Source organism: Agrobacterium sp. MS2, from assembly GCF_003261015.1.
Taxonomy (GTDB): Bacteria; Pseudomonadota; Alphaproteobacteria; order Rhizobiales; family Rhizobiaceae; genus Agrobacterium; species Agrobacterium pusense.
Map to the genome: position 1 here is coordinate 226,705 of NZ_QLNF01000084.1, position 23,622 is coordinate 250,326.

General features: G+C 59.3%; 21 protein-coding genes and 1 tRNA gene. 5 read left to right on the top strand and 17 right to left on the bottom strand.

Features of this window, described 5'->3' with window-relative positions; all coding sequences use genetic code 11:
• Positions 1–39: 39 nt before the first annotated feature.
• On the top strand, positions 40–594 hold the full coding sequence (locus tag DOU54_RS21220) for an NUDIX hydrolase (RefSeq protein WP_162749552.1): 555 nt from the start codon (positions 40–42) through the stop codon (positions 592–594).
• 61 nt (positions 595–655) lie between these two features.
• Here DOU54_RS21220 and DOU54_RS21225 read toward each other — a convergent pair whose 3' ends face one another.
• From DOU54_RS21225 to DOU54_RS21305, 17 genes are all read right to left on the bottom strand, one after another.
• The gene (locus DOU54_RS21225) at positions 656–1,384 is read right to left on the bottom strand and encodes an esterase family protein (protein ID WP_113380907.1); all 729 of its coding nucleotides are present in this window, start codon (positions 1,382–1,384) and stop codon (positions 656–658) included.
• Positions 1,381–2,346, bottom strand: a complete 966-nt coding sequence (locus DOU54_RS21230) for an acetylxylan esterase (RefSeq protein ID WP_113380980.1) — start codon at positions 2,344–2,346, stop codon at positions 1,381–1,383. Before DOU54_RS21230 ends, DOU54_RS21225 begins: the two co-directional genes overlap by 4 nt.
• Before the next feature lie 125 nt (positions 2,347–2,471).
• Complete coding sequence (locus DOU54_RS21235) at positions 2,472–3,398, bottom strand: carbohydrate kinase family protein (protein ID WP_037089369.1); 927 nt, start codon at positions 3,396–3,398, stop codon at positions 2,472–2,474.
• 98 nt (positions 3,399–3,496) lie between these two features.
• The gene (locus tag DOU54_RS21240; protein WP_004439706.1) at positions 3,497–4,195 is read right to left on the bottom strand and encodes an orotate phosphoribosyltransferase; all 699 of its coding nucleotides are present in this window, start codon (positions 4,193–4,195) and stop codon (positions 3,497–3,499) included.
• A gap of 147 nt (positions 4,196–4,342) precedes the next feature.
• On the bottom strand, positions 4,343–5,380 hold the full coding sequence (gene pyrC, locus DOU54_RS21245; RefSeq protein WP_112766107.1) for a dihydroorotase: 1,038 nt from the start codon (positions 5,378–5,380) through the stop codon (positions 4,343–4,345).
• 112 nt (positions 5,381–5,492) lie between these two features.
• A complete protein-coding gene (locus DOU54_RS21250; protein WP_112766106.1) occupies positions 5,493–6,530 on the bottom strand; it encodes a 4-hydroxyproline epimerase in 1,038 nt (345 codons plus the stop codon).
• Between the two features lie 124 nt (positions 6,531–6,654).
• Entirely contained in the window at positions 6,655–7,977 is a 1,323-nt protein-coding gene (locus DOU54_RS21255; protein ID WP_004439698.1) for an alpha/beta hydrolase, read from the bottom strand.
• Positions 7,978–8,164: 187 nt separating this feature from the next.
• Positions 8,165–9,661, bottom strand: coding sequence for a succinyl-CoA:acetate CoA-transferase ScpC (scpC, locus tag DOU54_RS21260; protein WP_113380906.1), 1,497 nt, complete (start codon positions 9,659–9,661; stop codon positions 8,165–8,167).
• 294 nt (positions 9,662–9,955) lie between these two features.
• Entirely contained in the window at positions 9,956–10,756 is an 801-nt protein-coding gene (locus DOU54_RS21265) for a phosphodiesterase (RefSeq protein ID WP_113380905.1), read from the bottom strand.
• 63 nt (positions 10,757–10,819) lie between these two features.
• Complete coding sequence (locus tag DOU54_RS21270; RefSeq protein ID WP_072493937.1) at positions 10,820–12,112, bottom strand: ABC transporter substrate-binding protein; 1,293 nt, start codon at positions 12,110–12,112, stop codon at positions 10,820–10,822.
• A gap of 42 nt (positions 12,113–12,154) precedes the next feature.
• Positions 12,155–12,976: a carbohydrate ABC transporter permease gene (locus DOU54_RS21275; protein ID WP_045532917.1), complete on the bottom strand. Its 822-nt coding sequence runs from the start codon at positions 12,974–12,976 to the stop codon at positions 12,155–12,157.
• Complete coding sequence (locus tag DOU54_RS21280; protein ID WP_113380904.1) at positions 12,976–13,902, bottom strand: carbohydrate ABC transporter permease; 927 nt, start codon at positions 13,900–13,902, stop codon at positions 12,976–12,978. The genes DOU54_RS21275 and DOU54_RS21280 overlap by 1 nt, the downstream gene beginning before the upstream one ends.
• Positions 13,899–15,044: an ABC transporter ATP-binding protein gene (locus tag DOU54_RS21285; protein WP_072493935.1), complete on the bottom strand. Its 1,146-nt coding sequence runs from the start codon at positions 15,042–15,044 to the stop codon at positions 13,899–13,901. The genes DOU54_RS21280 and DOU54_RS21285 overlap by 4 nt, the downstream gene beginning before the upstream one ends.
• A gap of 200 nt (positions 15,045–15,244) precedes the next feature.
• A complete protein-coding gene (locus DOU54_RS21290; RefSeq protein WP_112555941.1) occupies positions 15,245–16,057 on the bottom strand; it encodes a class I SAM-dependent methyltransferase in 813 nt (270 codons plus the stop codon).
• Positions 16,058–16,241: 184 nt separating this feature from the next.
• Positions 16,242–16,318, bottom strand: a tRNA-Arg gene (locus tag DOU54_RS21295).
• Positions 16,319–16,535: 217 nt separating this feature from the next.
• Positions 16,536–17,954, bottom strand: coding sequence for an ATP-binding protein (locus DOU54_RS21300; RefSeq protein WP_006698926.1), 1,419 nt, complete (start codon positions 17,952–17,954; stop codon positions 16,536–16,538).
• A 244-nt stretch (positions 17,955–18,198) separates the two neighbouring features.
• A complete protein-coding gene (locus tag DOU54_RS21305; RefSeq protein WP_112555943.1) occupies positions 18,199–20,253 on the bottom strand; it encodes a methyl-accepting chemotaxis protein in 2,055 nt (684 codons plus the stop codon).
• A 351-nt stretch (positions 20,254–20,604) separates the two neighbouring features.
• On the opposite strand from DOU54_RS21305, the gene rpmH reads away from it, so the two are divergent.
• From rpmH to yihA, 4 genes are read left to right on the top strand one after another with little or no spacing between them, the layout of a single operon-like run.
• Positions 20,605–20,742 carry a 50S ribosomal protein L34 gene (rpmH, locus tag DOU54_RS21310; RefSeq protein ID WP_003493611.1) on the top strand — a complete coding sequence of 46 codons (138 nt, stop codon included), beginning with the start codon at positions 20,605–20,607 and terminating at the stop codon, positions 20,740–20,742.
• Positions 20,743–20,777: 35 nt separating this feature from the next.
• The gene (gene rnpA / locus DOU54_RS21315) at positions 20,778–21,161 is read left to right on the top strand and encodes a ribonuclease P protein component (protein ID WP_004439680.1); all 384 of its coding nucleotides are present in this window, start codon (positions 20,778–20,780) and stop codon (positions 21,159–21,161) included.
• Positions 21,161–22,963, top strand: a complete 1,803-nt coding sequence (gene yidC / locus DOU54_RS21320; protein ID WP_004439678.1) for a membrane protein insertase YidC — start codon at positions 21,161–21,163, stop codon at positions 22,961–22,963. Before rnpA ends, yidC begins: the two co-directional genes overlap by 1 nt.
• Positions 22,960–23,613: a ribosome biogenesis GTP-binding protein YihA/YsxC gene (gene yihA / locus DOU54_RS21325; protein ID WP_004439676.1), complete on the top strand. Its 654-nt coding sequence runs from the start codon at positions 22,960–22,962 to the stop codon at positions 23,611–23,613. The genes yidC and yihA overlap by 4 nt, the downstream gene beginning before the upstream one ends.
• The last annotated feature ends 9 nt before the right edge of the window (positions 23,614–23,622 follow it).

Consider the following 23,622-nt stretch of genomic DNA (forward strand, 5'->3'; position numbering starts at 1 on the left):
GTCAGTATCACTTCGATTTTACGCGGGGATAAGATGGACATGTTTGAACCCACTATGCGGGCGTTGCTTGATGCCTATCCAAACACACATGTCACATCTGGCCTCCAACCCGTCTCATTGAGCGATTTCCAAGCTCAAAAGGACAAACATCTTTCCCGTAATGCCTTGGGCGGAGCAATAGGCGTTATTAGAACACCCGAGAACCGTGTTGTTCTGGTCGAACGCAGCACTATGCACGCCGGCTGGGCCCTGCCAGGTGGCACTGTGGAGCAGAACGAAGATTTCACGGAGGCCTTTCTTCGTGAAATCCACGAGGAGATCGGCATCGATCTAATTAATGTGCGGCTGTGTGAGTTGGAAATAAAGACATTCCTCTCACCAGTCGGCGACTCCCTGAAGTTTGCATTGGCTGTTTTCGCCGCCAAAACCGGGATTTACGCCCTTCCGGAAGCTACGGCCGACGCCGCAGCTGAGGGTCTGACAGCATCTCTTTTTCCTATAGATCGCCTTCCGGACAGGATGATATTGGGCGACCGGCAGAAAACAATAGCGTATGGCGGGCATGAGGCCATTTCCGGCTCCGTGCAAACTTAGTCAGTTCGCTATCGCTGCCTCCTTGCAGCACCGGGCAAGGCGAACGACCTTCACTCACCTATTAAATATAAAGCGCCGCCATCTTGCGCCACGCACCCGCCCGATGCGCGCGGCCTTCCCAGACATGCATCTGGTGCCCCACCTGCTTGCCTGAAAGCACGCGGCTTAAGTGGTGATTGTTGTCCAGAAAGGGGTCAGCGTCGCCAATGGTGAAGACCATGTCGATGCGGCGCAGGTGATCGAGCCGCCATGGGCAGTTCAACCCGGGAAGAAAGTGGCTCGGCATGTGGAAATAGACGTCATCGTCATAATAGCCGTCGAACAGATCACCGAAAGACTCCACCTCCATCGTCAGGTCATAGCGGCCGGAAAAAGCGACGAGCTTGGTGAAGAGATGCGGGTGACGGAACACGAGGCTGGCGGCCTGAAAGGCACCGAGGCTGCAGCCCTGCACGATGGTGCTGCCGTGCGGATTTTTCTCTGACATCAGCGGCAGCACTTCGCCCAGAATATAGGCCTCGAGTGCGGCGTGACGTCGGAGACGGTCAGCGGGGTGGTTGTGGCCCGCGTAGAAACTTTCCCGTGCCAGACCCTCGATACAATAAAGCTGGAGGTGGCCGGCCTCCAGCTTGTGGGAAAGACTTTCGACGACGCCCAACTCCTCATATTCGAAGAAGCGCCCGTCGCGTGTCGGGAACATCAGCACCTTCGCGCCGGCATGACCGAATATCAGGAGCTCCATGTCGCGATGGAGCCTGTGACTATACCAGCGGAGATATTCGCGTTTCATGGCACATTGAAAAACCGTCTGACCTTGTCCTTATGGACCGCATCTTGCGATGCGCTGTCAGGGTATTCGAAATGCCCGGCGTCGAGGATGAAGATTTCATTAAATTTTGACGGCGGCAATGCGTTGGCCACCGCGAACTGGCAGGGCGGCGCCACGGCTGGATCAAAAAGCGCAGGCGCAATCAGCATGGGCACGCTTATGCGGGCGGCCGCGCAGGCCGCATCGAAGAGGCGCAACGTTTCAAGCACATGGGCGTGCGTCTTCGCATAGGTCTGGACGGCGTCCGCGCTGCCGACCGTTGGCAGCGTCAGCCAGAACGGTCGGTGGCCGAAGGTCGGCACAACGAGATGGCCGCGGTCGATACGCTTATCATAAGGGATCGCAAGAGCGCCGATACCACCCCCGAAGCTGATGCCGCTATAACCCACCTGCCCTTCCAGCCAGGGATAAAGGCTGAGAAGCGTCGAGACCGCGATCCAAAGGTCATCGACACAGCCTCCGATAATATAATCGTCTTTCCGCTCGATATTATAGAGAACGTGAAGGGCCGGATCGGATGAAATCGGCGGACAGGCACTCAGCGACAGTCCACGAAAGCAGGGAAACAGCACGGCTGTCTCTTCCACCGGCACATCGAAATCAGGCTCGCCGCGCCCGCCATAACCGTGGCCGACGACCAGGCCGCGGCGGACCTGTCCTTCGCGCGGCAACAGCAGCCATCCACCGATACGGAAACCGTCGGTGGAGGTGTAGGTGAGATCGAGGACCTGCCAACGGGGATCGCTCAGCTTGCTCCGGCGCAGCACCGGGCGCGGATCAGTGGCAAGCGCGCGGCGATAGCGCTTCTCCCAGAAGTCATCGAAACCGGGTGGCGCTTCCGGGGGCGTGATGGCAAGCAACTGCTCGCGTTGCATGCCGTAGGTCGGATCGAAATCAAAGGGATGGGCTGTTGAAACACTCATGCGACGCTTGTTTCTCGAAAAAACAGCAGACACAAGCTTGATAATACCGAAATAACGGTTTTTCACGATTTTGGCGGCGTGATGCGTGTTGAACCATCTTTTCAAAATGGTTCAACCCTAACCCATCACAAGCCGATTTCGTGCGCGAAAGGCGGATTGGCGCCAGCGCGCGAAACGGTGACTGCCGCCGCCTTTGCACCGAGCGCAAGCGCCTTTCTGATCTGCTCTTCCGTCAGTGACGCCACCTGCGCCTTGGTCAGCAGGCCCTGCATTTTCAGCGACGCAAGAATGCCGGCATCAAAGGTGTCACCCGCACCGACGGTGTCCACCACCTCCACGCGTTCAGAAGCAACTTCGACCTTCAGGCCGGTCGTATAGCCAACGGCACCTTTCGCACCGCGGGTGACGACGACCAGCTTTGCGCCATGGTGGAGCCAGTGGCGGGCAAGCGTGTCCTCATCGCCTTCAAGACCGAACCAGGCAAGGTCCTCATCCGAGAACTTAACGATATCGGACATGGCGGCCATGCGGCGGATGCGGGCCATATGCGACTGCTTGTCCTTGATGAAGCCGGGGCGGATATTGGGATCGAGCGAGATGACACGGCTTTCTTGCTCACGCGTCATCAGCGCTTCATAGGTGCTGCCGCAGGGCTCGGGGATGAGGCTGATGGCTCCGAAATGCAGCGCTTCGCAATCGGCGCCCAGCGCCGGAAGCTCGGCTTCGGTAATCATCCGGCCGGCGGTGTTCTCGTCATAGAAGGCATAGGTCGCGTGGCCGTCGACCAGCTTTACGAAGGCGATGGTGGTGGGGCGCGAGAGGGTGGCGCAATAGCTGAAATCGACATGGCTCGCCCTCAGGGTTTCCCGCAGGATATCGCCCATCATGTCATCTGAAAGACCAGTGAAAAAGGCGGAGGGAACGCCGAGACGTCCCAGCGCAATGGCCGTGTTGAAGACCGCACCGCCTGCATAAGGGGCAAAACCCGCCTCTCCCAGCGTTGTCTGCCGGGGCAGCATGTCGATCAGGGCTTCACCACAACACAGGATCATTACGGTCCTCCTCAAAACAGCAAATCAAATGGACTTAAATCGATTTAGACGAAGATGGATCGGAAGGCCAGCCACAAGCTGGCCACCCGCATCCGAAATTAGGATTGCGGCAATTCGCTGACACCGCCGCGCTTTGCCGACCAGGGCAGCGGGTTATCGAGGAAGGCTTCAACCTCGGAGAGGGTCTTTTCATCGAACAGTTTTTCAGCCCGGGCAACGGCCAGAACATCGCGCCAGGTCGTCAGGTAATGCAGCTTAACATTGCCGTTGGCAAAGCGTGCTTCCGCCTCCTGGAAGATGCCGTAATAGAAGAGTGCGATGCCGTGATCGACGATGCCGCCCGCCGCACGAATGGCGTCGATAAAGGTAAACATCGAGCCACCTGCGGTCGTCAGATCCTCGATGACGAGAACGCGGGCACCCTCGGGCATATGTCCTTCGATCTGGGCATTGCGGCCATGGCCTTTCGGCTTCTTTCGGCAATAGATCATCGGCAGGCCGAGGCGCTCGGCAAGGAAAGCGGCGAAGGGAATGCCCGCAGTTTCGCCGCCGGCCACACAGTCAAACTTCTCGAAACCGGCCTCGCGCAGGACAGCCGCCGCCGCAAAATCCATGGCTGCGGAGCGAATGCGCGGGAAGGAGATGAGCTTGCGCATGTCGATATAGACAGGGCTCTTCATGCCTGACGCGAAGGTATATGGGCTTTCGGAATTAAAATGGACCGCCTTGATTTCCCACAACATTTTCGCAACCAGTTCGGCAACGACGGCGCGATCGGTGAATGTGAAGTGGTTCATAGGCGTTCTCCTTTTAGGCCTTGGTTTCTCGCTCCGAAAACCCGGATCGGTGTTCGGAAAGCACGCGTCTTTGTTCGGTATTTCGTGCGCCAGCCGAGGTGCCGGCGGACCATAACAAAACCGCCGGCAGTGCCGGCGGTCATAAAATCAGTTTACATCCCAATGAAGCGGGAACATCGGATCGAATACGGTCACCGGCCCGGCGCCCGTTTCGATCTTGGCGGGGAATGACACTGGCTCGTCGCGCTTGACCAGCGTGATCGTCTCCTCATTCGGCGCCAGACCATACCAGGCCGGGCCGCTGAGCGAAGCGAAAGCTTCCAGCTTGTCGAGAGTGTTTTCGTCCTCGAAGACATGGGCAAGGCAGCTCATCGTATTGATGGACGTGTAAATGCCCGCGCAACCGCAGGCGCATTCCTTCAGCGGGTCCACGTGCGGAGCGGAATCCGTGCCAAGGAAAAAGCGCGCATCGCCAGAGGTCGCGGCAGCCCGCAGCGCAAGCCTGTGCTCCTCACGCTTGGCGACGGGCAGACAGTAATAATGTGGCTTGATGCCGCCAACCAGAATGGCGTTGCGGTTGATGATGAGATGATGCGTGGTGATCGAGCCGGCCAGATTGGCCTTGGAAGACTTGATATAGTCAACGCCATCGCGGGTGGTAATGTGCTCCATCGTCACCTTCAACTCCGGCAGGCGCTGGCGCAGCGGTTCCAGAACCGTCTCGATGAAGACCTTCTCGCGGTCAAAAATATCAACTTCCGGCGTTGTTACTTCTCCATGCACGCAGAGGGGCAGGCCGATCTTCGCCATGCGCTCCAGAACAGGCATGGCCTTGTTAAAATCGCGCACACCGCCGTGGGAATTGGTTGTGGCACCGGCGGGATAAAGCTTTACAGCGGTAATCAGGCCGCTTTTCTTGCCCTCTTCCACGTCGTCGGCCTGCGTGTCCTCGGTCAGATAGAGCGTCATCAAGGGCTCAAAGCTGTCGCCCGCGGGAATGGCCTTGACGATGCGGTCGCGATAGGCGCGGGCATCTGCGGTGGTGACGACCGGCGGCACCAGGTTCGGCATGATGATGGCGCGGGCGAAATGCCGACTCGTATCCCCGATCACCCCTTCCAGCATGGCGCCATCACGAAGATGCAGGTGCCAGTCATCAGGGCGGCGCAGGGTGAGCGACTTCATCGGGATACCTCGGAGCATGATGGAATTGCGCCCGCTTAGCATCTTTTGTCGCGGGAAAACAGCCGCCCGACACGATCAGGCAGCCGTAAATGTCATTTTTTTGAAGCGCGCTTCAGATGTTGCCCGCTTCCGGACCCCAGACGTCGGTCATGGCAAAACCATCGGCCAATGGGTCGAATGGGTCGAGGCCGACCTGATGCAGACCAAAGGTAAAGCCGCGCCCGGCAATCGTGGGAATGACGGCCGGACGGCCCGCCACCTCGGTGACGGCGGAAAGGCCGACATCAAATTCCGAACCGATGATCGAGCGGGATTTATACTCGTCGCCCACCTTCACCTTGCCGCGCGCATAAAGCGTGGCGAGATTGGCGGAATTGCCGGTGCCGCAGGGCGAACGATCCGCCCGGCCGGGCCACATGGTGGTGCAGGTGCGGATGGAGCCATCGGCGTCCACATCGCGGAACATCACATAGGCCACGCCCGATATGGCGGGGATTTCGGGATGCACAACGGTCATTTCGCGGTTGACCAGATCCTTAAGGATCATGCCCGCAGAGACCAGCTTCGCGGCATTGGCTTTTTCGATCGTTAGACCAATCTGACGCACATCCACCAGCGCATAAAAAATGCCGCCATAGGAGATGTCCATCGTCACCTTGCCCCATTGGGGCGTGTCGATGCTGACATCAAGCGCATGCACGAAAGACGGCACCATGGTCAGCTTGACCTTTTCGCAGCGCCCGTCACGGCAGGTGGCCGTTGCCTTCACCAGACCGGCCGCCGTTTCCAGAATGATGACGGTTTCCGGTTCGTGCATCTCCACCATGCCGCTTTCCAGAAGTGCCGTCGTCGCGCATATGGAATTCGATCCGGAGCTGGCATGCGCCTGGTCCGGCTGAAGGATGACGAAGGCGGCGTGCGCATCCGGATGCTTCGGCGGCAGCAGAAGATTGACCGAGCCCATGGGCGTGCCGCGCGGCTCCAGCGTCAGGAAGCGACGAAGCGCCTCTCCCTTTGGGTCGGTATTCATCCAGTGAAGCTGTTCAGCCACCGTATTGCCGGGAATTTTCGGCGCGCCGCCGGTGACGACACGGCCGATTTCGCCTTCGCAATGAACATCGAGAAGCTGGAGGGTGCGTTTCCAACGCATGGGGTCTTACTCCGAAAGGGGTTGTCGACCGACCATACAGATAAAAATACAAGCTGTATACAAATCTGCGACGCTCTGTGACAAAAAGCGCCTAGCGTTCCCGCTGCCCCTAACGCATCGCAGTTTAGCGATTGCGGCATTCCGCCCGGTTTCGATTGGCAGCGGCATCGCAGTTGATCCTTGACGACTGAAGCGCCTGATCGTCCACCACGGAGCCGGCCGTATCACCCACCGATCCGACGGTATTTTCCACCGAGCGGCCAAGCCGCTCCACCTGCCTGCCGTAGTTTTCCCGCGTGCGGGGATCGAACACAGCAATTGGCGCGCTGACCACAACGCTCGCTGCTGTTCCCACCGTCTGCGCGGCACCGATGCTGACGGCGCCCAAGGCTTCGCCCAGGCCGACATCAGAATCCGTCACGGTCTGGCCCGCGATGAGGCGGTCGCCGATCAGACGCACGACCTCCGGGCTTTCGGCAAACTTGCCGTGGTTCAGGCGGTCACCCGATTGCAGCTTCGTCAAATCGAGAACCGTGATACCGGCCTTTTCCAGCTGGCTGCTGTAGGGCTCAACGGAAGGATCGATCTGGCCAAGACGGTCAACATTGCCGGAAATGCGGCGCGACAGGCTGAGCGCGCGGTCATCCTGCGAAACGAAGAGCGTGAATTTCGGTGGTGTCTTGCCGAGGCTTGCGAACTGGCGGCTGAAGACATCCACGTCGAGATCAGGTGCTGCCAGAATGACGTTGCCGATCTTCGGATCGACGCGGCCATTGCGGATAGCCATCTGCCGCAACGCCTCCACCGCAAGCCAGGTGCCCATGGAGTGCGCCATGACCGTGACTTCACGGATGGATTTGTCTTTCGCCAGCCGCGTCAGCATCTCTTCCAGCGCGTCACGGGAATAGTTCGTGCTTTCCTTGTCGTAATTATAGTCGAAGATGCTGGCGCGTGACGGCCAGGTGAAGACGACGGGCACGACATCGGTTCTGGAATCATGGACGATCTGGGCAAAGCGATAGACGGATTCCTCGTAGCGGTTGTTGAAACCATGCACGAAGACCAGCACGCGGCGGTCCTTTTCAATATGCCGGCCGATCCAGCTTCGCGTCTCGGCTTCGGAGCGGATGGGCTCGACCGCAACGGTAGTGAAATCCTTCAGCGGATTGGGCGGCAGCTTCTTCGGCCACTGCACCTGCCCAACCTTGCGGTTGGCGTCTGGCGGTATCGAGACGGTGACCGCGTCGACCTTCAGCCCCGTACCCCGCTCGCCGCCGAAAAGAACCGCGGGATTGTCAGACGGCGCGCGTGTCGTCGCGACAAGGAGATTCACCGGCGTCGTACCGGCCACTGTTTGTCCCGTTGGCGTCATCACTCCGATCGGCCGCCCACCGCAACCGGCAAGCAGGGCAACAATCGCGATCATGGCGACGAAGCGAATGGGCATCACATCACTCTCCTGCAACCCTGAGGCAGCCGGGTCGCTGCCGAGAGAGAGGATTTTCTACCGGAGGCGGAACTGACGCGCCAGCAACCACAGCGAAGTGGCGGATGATTTCCGTTCCGGTGTGTCCAAACGGACCCAATTTCGCGTAGGCGCGTCCGATACCTCAGGCTGGTTTCCTGGTCCGCCGCTATTTCTGCGGCAGCATGGTGCCCCTTTCACGCAGGGCGCCATGCCACGATAGCGCTTCTTCGATGAGATGCGGTGTGTGCCCTCCCCGCGAGACTGCCCGCTGGAAATAGTCCGTCAGCGCATCACGATAGGCCGGATGCACGCAGTTCTCGATGATGACCGCCGCGCGTTCACGAGGCGCAAGGCCACGAAGGTCGGCAAGGCCCGTCTCGGTCACGAGGATATCGACATCATGTTCAGTGTGATCGACATGGCTGACCATGGGAACGACGCTCGATATGGCGCCGCCTTTGGCGATAGACTTGGTGACAAAGATGGACATATAGGCGTTACGGGCAAAATCCCCCGAGCCGCCGATGCCGTTCATCATATGCGTTCCCCCGACATGGGTCGAATTGACGTTTCCGTAAATATCGAATTCCAGCGCCGTGTTGATGCCGATGATACCGAGGCGACGGATAACTTCGGGATGATTGCTGACCTCCTGCGGGCGCAGAATGAGCCTGCTTTTATATTCGGCCAGACGCGGCATGACCCGCTCATTCATGGCGGAGGACAAGGTGATCGACGAACCCGACGCGAAAGTCAGCTTGCCCGCATCGAAAAGTTCGAATGTGGAGTCCTGCAGTACCTCCGAATACATTTTGAGATCGTGAAACGGCGTATCAATGAAACCGTGCATCACAGCATTGGCGATCGTGCCGATGCCGGCCTGAAGCGGCTGAAGTTCGTGGGTCATACGGCCTTGACGCACCTCTTTCAGCAGGAATTCAGTGAGGTGGCCGGCAATGGCCCTGGTTTCATCATCCGGCGGCAGCACTGTCGAGAAGCTGTCGCTCTTGTCACTCAGGACAATAGCGGCGATCTTTTCCGGCGGCACCGGAATGAAGGGCAGTCCAACGCGGCTATCCGTCGCCACCACCGGGATGGGCATGCGGGTCGGACGTTTTGCGGGAATGAAGATGTCGTGCAGCCCCTCCAGCACCTCGGGCTGGGACAGGTTGATCTCGACGATGACCTTATCGGCCAGGATGGCGAAACTCGCGGAATTGCCAACGGAGGTGGTGGGCACGATGCCACCTTCAGCCGTGATCGCCACGGCTTCAACGATGGCGATATCGACGCCGTGAATCTGACCACCGCGCAATTGCTCGACGGTCTCGGAGAGATGCTGGTCAATGAACATGACCTTGCCGTCATTGATCGCCTTGCGCAAAGCCGGATCGGACTGGAACGGCATGCGACGCGCCAGCATGCCCGCCTCGACCATGGTCTTGTCGAGATCATTGCCCAGCGATGCCCCCGTCATCAGGGTGATTTTCATGGGATGCAGCTTGGCACGCTCCGCCAGCGCCAGCGGCACCGCCTTGGCCTCGCCGGCACGCGTGAAGCCACTCATGCCCACAGTCATGCCATCCCGAATGAGACTGGCGGCCTCTTCGGCACTGACGATCCGGTTCAAAAGGGACGCGTTGCGAATACGCTTTTCAAGCATGCACTTCTCCATGATCTGCAATCACGATGGCACGGCATTCGGCTGGCCACCTATTCGGCGACTATGGCGTGCAATTTCATCGATGAAACTGACATAGATCAAGGGCAAGAAGGGAACCATCACTTCTGCGTATCAAATCCCGTTCAGCGACAATAAGTGACGCATTGGCGCGACAGGCTGGCAGTCCCTCACACCATACCGGCCCTGCGATCGGCAGGAGACTTCCGTTACGCCGTGACCGGCGAGGAGTGACGAGCCCACTTCGCGTCATCGCAGTGAGGAAAAAGCAACTCGTCAGGGGCCTTCGCAGACAGGCGCCCGCCCAAGCACGACCTGCCCCACTTCCACATCATAGGCACGCAGGCCGAACGCACCGAGGCTTATGACCCGGTAACAGGGATTGCCGCCCGTCCACAGGGGATCGACGACGTCGATATCAGTGATAAAGCGATGCGCGCAGGCCTGACCGGAACTATAAGCGATGCCTCCGGCCGTCGTGCCTGCCATCGGCACATGGATATGGCCAAAGATAATGTGACGCACACCGGCCGGGTGAGCGGCGAGCAGGCGCATGACAGCCCCGTCATCATGCATGCCGATATGTTCAAAATGGCGGATGCCACAATCCATCGGCGGGTGGTGAATGAAAACCGTCACGGGCAACTCGCCCGCGCTTTCCAGCGCGCTCTCCAGCCATGCCAGACGATCCTCACCATACATGCCGCCTATGACATCGGCTTCATGGCTGTCCAGAAACAGTAAACGACCAAAATCGGTGTCGATGAAGGACTGGATGTAACCGTTATCGTCGCGCGGCTGTTCGGGAAAGGCGGCCACGAATTCCGGGCGGCGATCGTGATTGCCGAGCATCAGCCGCACCGGCATGGAGACCGACGCGAGGATGCCGCGCAGCAGCTCATAGGCTTCCGGCTCACCGTAATTGCAAAGATCGCCCGTCATGACAAGAAGATCGGCGTCGGCGTGTTTTTCAACGATATCGGCGATTGCCGCGCGCAGCTGCTTTTCCGGGTCGACGCCATTTATGGCGACGCCGGGCAGCAGAAGATGGGTATCGGTGATCTGGATAATCTTCATTTGGGGCTTCCTGCGCAAAATGGCTGCGGGAACGGATTTCCCGCAGCCTCTCGATGGTGCTGATTATTTCAGCAGGGCGTTGGTCTGCTCGACGATCTGCTTGAGACCGGCTTCCGGCGTCACCTCACCGCGCATGACGGTGCCGATGATATCGCGCTGGGTGCGCCAGATGCGGACGGAATCGCCACCGGGGTAACCGGCCCAGGGCAGAGAACGGTCAGCCTGAAGCGAAGCGGTTTTCACATTCGGGTTCTCGACGTAATAAGGAGCGAGGAAGTCCGGGCCGGTTGCCAGCTTGTTGGTCGGCAGGTAACCGGTGATGCGAACGATGGTGTTCTGCGCTTCCGGACCGGTGATCCACTTCAGGTATTTCCAGGCAGCATCCTGCTTGGCCTTGTCCTGCGTCAGGATAACGGCAGAGTTACCGCCGGTCGGAACGCCGCCCTCTTCCTTGTTGTCCAGCGGGAAGGTCGCCGTCTTCAGCTTGAAGCGATCGCCAACCAGGCCCTGGATCGTCTGAACGTGAGCGGGCGTCGAGAAGATGAAGCCGGTGAGGCCTGCACCGAACTGCTGGCGGGACTGGTCCCAATCGAGCAGGTTCTGGCCACCTTCGGTGACGAACTGGCGGGTCATCTTCAGGGCGTTGAGGCCGATCTCGTTGTCGAAGGCAACGGTCTTGGCCTTCTCGTCAACGAGCTTGCCGCCCTGTTCGACGATGAGCGCCTGCCACAGCCAGTCATCCGGCCAGCCGTTGATATCGTAGCTCATGCCAGCAAACTTGGGGTCGAGAGCCTTGATCTTCTTGGCAAGAGCGATGAGCTCCGCAAAGGTCGTCGGCATCTTGTCCGGGTCGCCGCCGGCCTTGGTGACGAGGTCCGAGTTGATGTAGATGATCGGCGAGGAAGCGTTGACCGGCAGACCATACTGCTTGCCGTCGATCTGGCCGAGTGCCGCCATCTTCGGGCTGTAGTTCTTGTCGAGGAACGCCTGACCGCCTTCAGCCTGAATGAACGGGCCGAGATCGGTGATCTGGTTACGCGGTGCGAGCGTGTGCACCAGTTCCGCCGTCAGATTGTAGCCCGAGAAATAAACGTCGGGCAGATTACCGGTAACGGCAGAGCGCAGAACCTGCTGCTGGCCTTCGTTATAACCGGCAGCCGGAGCGAGGAAGTTTATCTTCACGTCCGGGTTCTTCTTCATGAATTCATCGGCCAGCGGCTGATGGAATTTCGTGAAGCCCGGCAGGTTGTAGAGAACATTGAGCGTGATTTCGTTGGCGAAAACCGGCTGAGCGAGGCCCGCAAAAGCCATGCCAAGGGCCAGACCGCCCATCACAGCGCGTCGGTTGAGTTTCATGTCAGTCTCCAGAGAGGTTGGGAGGAGGAAGTCTGAACGGCGTCACTTGACGCCGGTCATGGTAATACCGGCGATGAAATGCCGCCGTGCCAGGAGGAAGCACAGCACCATCGGCGCGGTAATCAGTGTCGCGCCCGCCATCAGCGCGCCGTAATTTGCGCCGGATTCAACATCGGCGAAAAACATCATGCCAAGCGGCGGTGGCGCGAGATTGGTGTCAGAGATAACGATCATCGGCCAATAAAGGTCGTTCCAGTGGGCGACGAGCGAAAAGACCGAGAAGGCGGCGAGTGAAGGCAGCGAACCACGCAGCACAAGCCCCCAGCAGATCTCCATTTCAGAGAAGCCGTCCATGCGTGCCGCTTCGATGATTTCATCCGGATAGCTGCGGAAGGACTGATTGAACAGGAAGATGGCGAAGACGGAGAGAAAGAAGGGCATCATCATCGCGAAATACGTGTTCAGCAGCTCCGTCTTTGCCAGACCGACGAAAAGCGGCAGGGCAAGGGCCTGGATGGGGACGCAGAGCGCGGCGACGACCAGGCCAAGAAGCAGCTTGCGGCCCGGGAACCGCAGTTTCGCCAGAGCGTAGGCCGCCGGCACAGATGTCAGTATCTGGACGAAAAGAATACCGAAGCAGACGATGACGCCATTGAGCATGAAGCGTGCCATGGGCACTTGCCCGGCTGCGCGGGTGTAATTATCGGCCGCGTCGAATTTCTCCGGGATCGGCCAGAGCGAAACGTTGAATATTTCCGCCGGCGAACGGATTGACGTCAGCACCATCCAGTAGAACGGCAGGAGCATCAGGAAAGCGCCGAGCGCCAACACAAGATGCGGAAGATATTTGCGGAGTGCGGCCATCAATAATGCACCTTCCGGTCCATATGCAGCGTCTGGCCGATCGAAAGCACCAGTACGATTGCGAGGAAGATCACCGTCAGCGCGGCGGCATAACCGGTGTTGGAATACTCAAAACCTTCGAGATAGAGATCGAACAGCAACGTCTCCGATCCGAAACGGCCCTTGGTCAGCACTGCCACCGTCTCGAACACCTTAAAGGCCGAGATGGAGGTGGTGACCACAACGAACATGGTCGTCGGTCCGAGCATCGGCCATGTCACCGTCAGGAAGCGGTCCACCGGGTTCTTGGCGCCATCGAGACGCGCCGCCTCGTGCAAATCCTTCGAAATGGCGGTGAGACCGGCAAGGAACAGCACCATGTTGAAGCCGAGTATCTGCCAGACGCCCATCAGCGCCATGGTAGGGATAAGGAGAACGGGGTTGGAGAGGAAAGCGACGGGCTCGAAGCCCATCCACTTGATCGCCGCATTCACCGGGCCGAGAGATGGATGGAGCAGGAATTGCCAAACGGTCGCCATGGCCACCAGCGTTGCGGTGACCGGAAGGAAGTAAGCTACTTCCCAGAAGGCGCGGCTGCGCTTGCGATTATAGACAAGCAAGGCTACGCCGAGCGCCAGAAACACGCCGAAGGGAATGACGATGGCAGCGTAGATAGCCGTATTCGTCAAGGCACGCAGGAAAACCGGATCCTGAAACGCCTTGACGAAATTTCCCAGCCCCACAAAGCGCGTGGACAGCGCGCCAAGCTGATAATCCGTGACGGAAAAACCGGCGAGAACGAGCATCGGCACGATATAGATCGCCAGAAGCAGCAAGCTTGCGGGTGCCGCAAAGATCAGGCCGCGCCGGATCATCCGCCGGTTGGCCTTTGAAAGCCGCGGGCGAGCGCTGGCACGCGCCGCGCCAGAAAAATCAACCGCCGTCATGCCGGCACCTGCTCGCGAACGGTCACCTTGCGGCGGAGACCATCGGCGGCGAAAAGATGCGCGCGCTCCGGCACAAAACCGAGGGTCATGACGCCATCCGCATCAGCGCCAAGCGTTTCGCCGGCACCCTGTCGCAGGGTTATGGCCACCGTCTCATCACTTAAAAGACGGCAACTCACGAAGCGGTCTGCGCCATGGGTTTCGCTGCGGACCACGCGCACGGCCAAACCTTCCGCGCCGGGACGCAGATCCTCTGCGCGAAGACCAAGCGTTGCGGGACCGGCGTCGCGGCCCGCGGCTTCGAGACCAAGATCCCGGGCGAAAGCCGTCACCTTGCCGCTGGCGGCGATTTCGACCGGCAGCAGATTGATGGAGGGCGTCCCGATGAAGCGCGCGACGGTGAGCGTGGCGGGTTTGCGGTAGAGTTCATCCGGCGTGCCGAGCTGCTCGATACGACCTTCAGACATCAACGCGATACGATCGGACATCGTCATGGCTTCGATCTGGTCATGGGTGACATAGATGAAAGTTGCGCCGAGCCGCCGGTGCAGGCCGGCCAGCTCTTCGCGCATGTGGGCGCGAAGCTTCGCATCAAGATTGGAGAGCGGTTCGTCCATGAGGAAGGCGGCCGGCGAACGCACCAGTGCCCGGGCAAGCGCAACACGCTGACGCTGGCCGCCGGAAAGCTGCGCCGGCTTGCGATCCAGCAGATGCGCGATCTGCAGCGTCTCGGCCGCCTGCTCGACGGCTGCTTCGATCTCTCTCACCGTTTCGGCCGGGGCCGCAAACCGCCCGATCAGCGGTAGCCGCGCGGCAAAGGGCAAACGCCGCATCCTAAGCGGCGTCGCGATGTTCTGGCGCACGCTCATATGCGGATAAAGGGCGTAGGACTGGAACACCATCGCGAGATTACGGTCGCTCGGATCGATCTCGGTCACATCCTGTCCGCCGATGGACACCGAACCGCGATCCGGCGTTTCGAGCCCCGCTATGATGCGCAGCAGCGTGGACTTGCCACAGCCCGACATGCCCACCAGGGACAAAAACTCTCCGGGGCGGATGGAAAGATCGATCTCTTTCAGAACATCGTCGGCGCCGAAGCCTTTGCCGATGCCCGAAAGTTCAAGTGATTGTGGCGTCATTCTGCGCTCCTTTTCTGAAGCGCATATGCTTATATTGTATGACAATATGACGAAGGTTTGAGGAAAGTTCGATGACACGCGAAAGCCCGGAAATCTCGGACAATCGGAAACCGCGATGAATAGGCCTTTACTCAAAACCACTAATATTGATGGGCATTTCCGCGCTTGTCCGTGAACCGAAAATCGCTGGGGGCGCAGACTTATAATGCGGCGAGAATCACATGCGCCTGAATTTTGCCGGTAACCTCACCGCTGCCATGGCGGGCTTCAATGGCTGCGGTGACGTAATCTGTCGCAGCATCCAGTGTTCCGGGGGCCCTTGCCTCGATTTCCGTGCGCAGAACCGTTCCCTGGCAATAAGCGACCGCCGGAACACGGGGCGAAGCGGCCCGACTTTGCGCCGCCACCGTCTCGATCGTCACCCGCGAAAACCCCGCGTCCTCCAGTTCGCGACGGATCGCGGCCACATCATGATAACCATGCGGGGTGCGTGCCAGGAAGCGGGGTGGATCATCGGGAAACAGGCGCGCCAACGCGTTTGTCACTTCATCGGCGAAGTGGTTTTCCCCGATGCGATCCCAGACATTGAATAAATAATGCCCGCCGGGCTTCAGTACCCGCTTTGCCTCGCGATAGGCCGACGGCCGATCACCAAAAAACATTGCGCCGAACTGACAGAAGACAAGATCAAAAACAGCGCTTGCAAAAGGCAGGAGCTGGGCATCGGCCTGTTGCCATTTTATGCGGTGATCCGGTGCCTGCTGCGACGCGGCAAAGTCGAGCATAGGCTGATTGAGATCGGTCACCACATAGCTGGCGGCAGGCAATAATCGGGACGTGAGTTCGCGCGTGACGGCGCCGGTTCCCGCAGCGACCTCCAGAATATCAACCGGCATCAAGGCCGCCGCCCGCCGCGCCAGATCAGTGGCGAAAGGTGCGAAAATCAACGGCACCATATAGCGGTCGTAATTTTCCGGGATCGACCCCGCAAATACCTTATCCGCTTCCAACATGGCTTTCACCCCGAGCCATCTGACGATCGGATGATTTTAACATATATTCGGGATGTGTGGAATTCGTTCGGTCCTGCCGCGTGCCAGAGGGGCCGAGGAATCTGGCGGAACGGACTTGCTCATCCAAGCCGCATACGAGGCTAGAAATATCGCGTGTTTCAATGCTTGTTTTTAAGAAAGGAAATGGCGCACCCGAAGAGATTCGAACTCCTGACCCCCAGATTCGTAGTCTGGTGCTCTATCCAGCTGAGCTACGGGTGCGTGCCGTTCCGGTCGTTTCCGGTGGCGTGGCGATCCTCTAAAACGTCCTCATTCCGATTGCAAGCGATTTTGCTTCGAAATTGTCATTTTTCCGCAGCAATTCAATTATCGCATTGAAAATAAACGACATTCCTAAACGTGCGTTTTCGAGAGCGCGTGAGCCGCATATCATCCAGCGGGTATGAAGGCTGCGCTGGACTATCCGGGTGGGGGTCTTTCAGGCGGTTCTGGCCGCCTGCACCGTCGTGGCGCGATCGGCGATTTCGATGCGGAACTGCGTGCCGGGGCCCGGCTTCTCGACAAGCGCGATGGTGCCGCCGTGGGCCAGCACCAGTTCGCGGGCGATGACCAGGCCGAGCCCGGTGCCGCCGGAACGGGCCGAGCCCCTGAAGGCGGAAAACAGGTTCTCCTTGGCCTTCCGCGGCATACCCGGACCGTTATCGTCGATCACGATGCTGACGACGCTGCCGGCCCTCTGGCCCGAGATGGAAAGATACCTCGGCGCGGCATTGGCGGCATCGGATTGCAGGGCCTGGACGGCATTGCGACACAGATTGTGGATTACCCGGAATAGCTGCTCCGAATCCGCATCCACCGTCAACTCCGCGGGCACGCTGTCGCGGAATTCAATACCGCTGTCCGGCTCCAGCGCCAGGATATCGCGCACGTCCCGCACCAGAAGGCTCAACTGCACCATCTTGCGTTTCGGCGCACCTTCCGTCGCCTGGCCATAGGCCAGAACTTCGCCGGTATAGGCAACGGCACGGTCGATGGTACGCAGCAGTTTCGGCGCGAAGCTTCGCACCATCGGGTCTTTTGCGTCCACCAGACGGTCAGACATCAACTGCGCGGATGAGAGGATGTTGCGCATGTCGTGGTTTATCTTCGAGACGGCGAGGCCGAGATCCACGAGGTTTTTCTGTTGCCGCAGCGTTTTCTGCAGTTCCGTCTGCATATCGGCGAGATGACGCCCGGCAACGGCCAGCTCGTCCGTTCCCTCCTCCGGCACGAAAATCCGCTCCGGGTTGCCAGGATCTTCCGAAAAATTCTGCATGCCGAGCGTCAGCCGGCGTATCGGCCGTATCATGATGCGGTTGATGGAGATGAAAATGAGGCCGGCGGTGATCAGCGACAGAACGATGGAAATGAGGAACACATTGCGGGCATAGGCCAGCATGGCAGCCCTGAGCTTGTTCTCGCCCAGCACCAGTTCGATGATGGTGTCGCTGTCGCCAACGACATCGAAAACGCGGATGACGCGGTTACCGCCGAACAGCAGGGTGGAAAAGGCATCGCGTACTGCGGCCACCTGCGACACATCGGAAAGATCATATTGCTCATCGACGCCGGGCGGGGTTTCCGCAGCCGCCAGCAGCCGCGACGTACCGTCCTTGCGCAGGGCTATCAGTTTTGCCCCTGTCGCCATCAGGGTATCGTTCTGCACACTTCGCGGCAATTCGGCCTGCAGTCCGTCAATCACCGCGCCGGCCGCGGCAGCCGTATTCAGACGATCCCGCAACCAGGACAGGCGCATATTGGCGACGGAAGGCACGAAGATGAGCACTTCCGCGATCATGACAAAAATGACCGTGAGCAACAGCAGCCGCCCGGAAAGACCGGCAGTCAATCCCGGCATGCCGTGCGCCGGATTGTCTTCCGTGCGGTCCAAGCTGTCTACGCCTTTAGAAAACACCGGGCCCTGATCCTGTATGCGCGCCGCCGCTTCGGTTGAACGGCTCGGTTTATATGCACCAACGATAATAGGACCTAACGGATTTTTTTCCAATGCGCTGCGACGCAAGGTTTTCATCGCAATAAAACAAACGCCGCCACAAGGCGGCGTCTGAAGCAAGAAGCGGCTTAGTTATCAGGTAACCCCGTCAGAATTCCTGCCAGTCCCCCTGCGCCGGCGCTACGGCTGGCTGAGCGCTGAGTGCCCGGCTGACGCTGTTCATCAATTTGCGCGCCGGAGAAGCCACCGCCGTCGTTCTGTCTGACACTGCAACGGGCCGCATGGGCTGCGCGGCGCGGGCCGGACGCGACACGGTCTCGGCGCGAAGGTTCCGCTGAACACCATCCGCGCCGACATTGAAGCGGGTCACCAGCGTGACAAGATGGTCCGCCTCGCTGCTGAGCTTATGGGTTGCGGCCGAGGTTTCCTCCACCATGGCGGCATTACGCTGTGTAACCTGATCCATCTGGTTAATGGCCGTATTCACCTCGTGCAGGCCTGTGGACTGTTCCTTCGCCGCGGTAGCTATGGAGTGGATATGCTCGTTGATCGCCAGGACGCGCGTTTCGATCTCACTCAAAGCGCTGCCGGTTCTCTGGACCAGCGATACCCCGCGCCCGACTTCCTCACCGGACTTGGTGATCAGCGCCTTGATGTCCTTGGCCGCCGTTGCCGAGCGCTGTGCGAGCTCGCGCACTTCCTGAGCGACGACTGCAAAACCCTTGCCTGCCTCGCCGGCCCTGGCCGCTTCCACGCCCGCATTCAGGGCAAGGAGATTGGTCTGGAAGGCGATTTCATCAATAACATTGATGATCTGGCTGATTTCCCGCGACGCATGCTCGATACGGTCCATCGCCGAAACGGCATCGCGTACGACATTGGCGGATTCTTCGGTCTTCTGCTTGGTTTCAGCCACCATGGCGCTGGCTTCCTGGGCGCGGTCGGTGGAATTTCGGACGACGGCAGTGATCTCGTCCAGAGCGGCGGATGTTTCCTCGAGCGCCGCGGCCTGCTGTTCCGTTCGCCTGGAAAGATCATCGGCGGCCGAGCGCAATTCGCCGGCATTACCGCTGATACCCTCCGTGCTGCTGCGCACTTCGCGCATTGTTTCCCGCAGCTTGGCCAGCGTCTGGTTGACGTTCGACTGGAGTTCGGCGAACACGCCGCGGAACTCGCCATCCATCTTCTCCGTCAGATCGCCCCGCGCAAGACCTTCGATGACTCGGCTGGTCTCGGAGACACCATTGTCCACGCCGATGAGCAGGGCGTTGATCGTGGCTGCGAAACGGTTGAGGTTGTCGTCGCCATAATCCTTGTTGATACGGCGGCTGAAATCCCCTGCGGCGGCGGCATCGACGACAACGGCCATGCCGGCCTGCAGGTCGTCACTCTTGGCCCGCATGGCGGATTCCTGAGCGTTCATGCGGCGCACTTCGCGGCCATTGGTCTTGAAGACCTCGACGGCCGCGGCCATTTCGCCGATCTCGTCCTTGCGCCCAAGGTAGGGAACTGCCGCATCCAGATTTCCGTCGGCCACCTCGCTCATGACTTGGGATACCCGGCGGATCGGCGCACTCAGTTGACGCGTTCCGATATAGAGGCCGAAAGCAGCCCCCGCCCCCACGCCGGCGACAGTCACCGCGACAATTACCCAGAATATGGCAGTGCTGAAAGCGTCGACCCCCGCCTTGACGACTTCAAGCTCGGCAATGTCGTTTTTCACGATACTGTCGATCTCCGCCTGATAGGCCTTGCGATTGGCGCGGTTTGCTTCGTTGTTGCCCTGCTGGCTCGCCGCCTGCGGCCCGCTTTCCTTAGCCAGCCGGACGGTCTCCAGGCGGAAAGTCCGGAATTCCTTCGAGCGGCCGGCAAGCTTGTCGAAACCAGCCTTCTGTTCCGCCGGCACGAGCGGTGCCCAGCTGGTAATGAGCTTGTCCATGGCGTCGAGGTTCTTGACCATGCCGTCGGCAAAGGGTGCGGCCGCAGCAATGTCCGCCGCTGCATAGATGCCACGCGCCTCCATGACGACTGCCGTTACCAGACGGTTGAGCGCCTCGCCCTTGTAAGCCCGTTCGGCCGCTTGCTCGAAATGGTGCGACCGAACCCAGAATTCGTTGATCGCATAGATGGACAGCCCGCCGATGGTACAGGCAACGAGGCTCATCAGCCCGACAAGTAGATTGATACGACCGCGAATTCTCAATTTCGTTCCCCCAACAAAAACCAGCTGCGCTATGAAAATGGGAAGCTGGCATAACTTTTCGCGTCACAAGATTTATCAATGCGGCCTTAAGAAAGAATTTCAGATTTTATCGATTGCGGATGGGAATCGGCCCTTATCTGTCGTCGACAAGAGAAATCGCGGTGCGTTTTCCGCAAAAGGTGAAGGGCGAAAACCCCTTCGGCAATTGACTTTGCTTGGCCTATGCCCTTATAAGCCGCGCACGCTCGGCCATTGAAAGCTCGCCCAGGCGGGTTTAGCCGTGCAAAAAACGAAACGCTCTTGCAAATAATTGCAAATTCAAGAAGGGCCGCACACCGCGGTATTAAATAAATGTCGAAGCGTACCTACCAACCGTCCAAGCTTGTTCGCAAGCGTCGTCATGGTTTCCGTGCCCGCATGGCTACTGCCGGCGGCCGCAAGGTTCTCGCAGCCCGCCGTGCGCGCGGCCGCGCTCGTCTGTCGGCTTAATTGCCGATCTGTGGCCCGATGAAAGTCGTGGGCACATGAGCGAGACTAAGAAAAGCCCCGGCCGGCTTAAAAACCGGTCGGAGTTTCTTGCCGTTCAGGCAGGTGAAAAACGGCGGGGAAGCACCTTTCTTCTGGAAGTGCTTGATCGGAAATCCCCGGAAACCGAGCCTCGCGTCGGTTTCACCGTAACAAAAAGACAAGGCAACGCGGTCGAGCGAAATCGCATGCGCCGCCGTCTGAAGGAAGCCGTCAGGCTTTCTGCCGGGGTCGCAATGAAGCCCGGTCATGACTATGTGATTGTCGCCCGCAGGGATGTGCTTGATACGGCCTTCCCGAAACTTCAGTCTCTCCTTGCCGAGCGCATTGAAGGAACGGCGAAACCGAAACGGTCCCAGGAGACCCGCTCCAGGAAAGAATGATGGAAAAGAACCGCAATTACTTCATCGCGATAGCCCTTTCGGTTGTCATCGTCCTCGCCTGGCAATTCCTTTACATGAATCCGCGTATCGAGCAGCAGCGCCGCGCCGAAGAGGCCCGCCAGGCGCAGCAGCAGACCACGCAGCAACAGCAGCCGGCGCCGGGCGCCGCACCAGGTGCTGCCGTTGAAGGCGCACCGCCCGCCTCCTCACCGCAGACTGCCGCAACGGCGACCCGCGAAGAGTCGATTGCAAGAACCCAGCGTGTGGCCATCGACACCAATGCCATCGCCGGCTCGATCAATCTCACCGGCGCCCGCTTCGACGACATCCGGCTCAAGGACTACCATGAGACCGTCGATGACTCGAGCCCGATCATCACGCTGTTCTCGCCCGCTGACACCAAGGACGGTTACTTCACCGAGCTCGGTTACGTTGCAGCGCAGGAAGTCGGCGGCGTTCCCGGTCCGACCACCGTCTGGACGCTCGCAAGCGGCGACAAGCTGACGGAAAACACGCCCGTCACCCTCACCTACACCAATGCCAAGGGTGTGATTTTCTCCCGTACGGTTTCGATCGACGAGCATTACATGATCTCGGTCGCCGACAAGGTTGAGAACCCCGGCCAGGCGGCCATCTCCTTCGCCACCTATGGCCGCGTGACGCGCAACAACAAGCCCGCAGTTCCTCCGGTCTTCGTCATCCATGAAGGTTTTCTCGGCGTTTCGGGCAAAGACGGCAGCCTGACGGAAGAAAAGTACAAGGACGTCGAAGAAGCACCGGTAACGGTTGCCAAGGCGACCGGCGGCTGGCTCGGCATCACTGACAAGTATTGGGCTGCGGCCATCGTTCCGCCCCAGACGACGCCATTCGAAACCCGTTACTCGCACATCACCGGCAATCAGCCGAGCTATCAAGCAGATTTCAAGAGCGACCCGATGACGGTCGAGCCCGGCCAGTCGATCGAGCTGAAGAGCCTTGTTTTCGCTGGCGCCAAGGAAGTGCCGCTGGTTGACCGTTACGAGACGACCTACGCAATTCCGAAGTTCGACCTTCTGATCGACTGGGGCTGGTTCTACTTCATCACCAAGCCGATGTTCAAAATGATGGATTTCTTCTTCCGTTATTTTGGTAACTTCGGCGTAGCGATCCTGCTTACCACCATCGTCGTCAAGGCCCTCTTCTTCCCGCTCGCCAGCAAGCAATATGCTTCCATGGCGAACATGAAGCGCGTGCAGCCGAAGATGGAAGAGCTGAAGGCCAAGCACGGCGATGACCGCATGGCCATGCAGCAGGCGATGATGCAGCTCTACAAGGAAGAAAAGATCAATCCTGTTGCCGGCTGCTGGCCGATGCTGCTGCAGATTCCGGTCTTCTTCGCGCTCTACAAGGTCATCTACGTCACCATCGAAATGCGGCACGCGCCGTTCTTCGGCTGGATTCACGACCTTTCCGCGCCGGACCCGACATCGCTGTTCAACCTCTTCGGCCTTCTGCCTTACGATGTGCCGCACTTCCTGATGATCGGTGTCTGGCCGCTTGTCATGGGCATCACCATGTTCCTGCAGATGCGCATGAACCCGACGCCGCCCGATCCGACGCAAGCGATGATCTTCAACTGGATGCCGCTGATCTTCACCTTCATGCTGGCCTCCTTCCCGGCCGGTCTGGTCATCTACTGGGCATGGAACAATACACTCTCCATCACCCAGCAGGCGGTCATCATGAAGCGCCAGGGCGCCAAGATCGAGTTGTTCGATAACATCAAAGGGCTGTTCAAGCGAAAGCCGGTGCAATCGAAATGAGTGAAACCGGCGCGGCAACCGAAAAGCCACTATTCGGACGACCCTGGATTTTCATTCGCGGCGTCCCCGCGATGAAATTCCTGCCGCCTGAAGGGCCGCCGGAAATTGCCTTCGCCGGTCGTTCGAATGTCGGCAAGTCCTCGCTCATCAATGCGCTGGTGGGCCACAAAGGGCTTGCCCGCACCTCCAACACGCCGGGACGCACCCAGGAACTGAATTATTTCGTTCCCGATGGTTACTCCGGTGCAGAGGGCGATCTTCCGCCGATGGCGTTGGTCGACATGCCGGGTTATGGTTATGCGCAGGCCCCCAAGGATCAGGTCGATGCCTGGACGAAGCTCGTCTTCGATTACCTCCGCGGCCGTGCGACGCTGAAGCGCGTCTACGTGCTGATCGATTCCCGCCACGGCGTGAAAAAGAATGACGAGGAGGTTCTGACCCTCCTCGACAAGGCGGCTGTGTCCTACCAGATCGTGCTGACGAAGACGGACAAGATCAAGGATGCCGGCGTGCCGCGGCTGATTGGCGAAACGCTTGAGAAAATCCGCAAGCGCCCTGCCGCCTATCCGGAAGTTCTCGCCACATCCTCGGAAAAATCAGTCGGGCTGGATAACCTGCGGGCCGAGATCATCAGAACGATCTCTCTTTGAGAGGCGTGC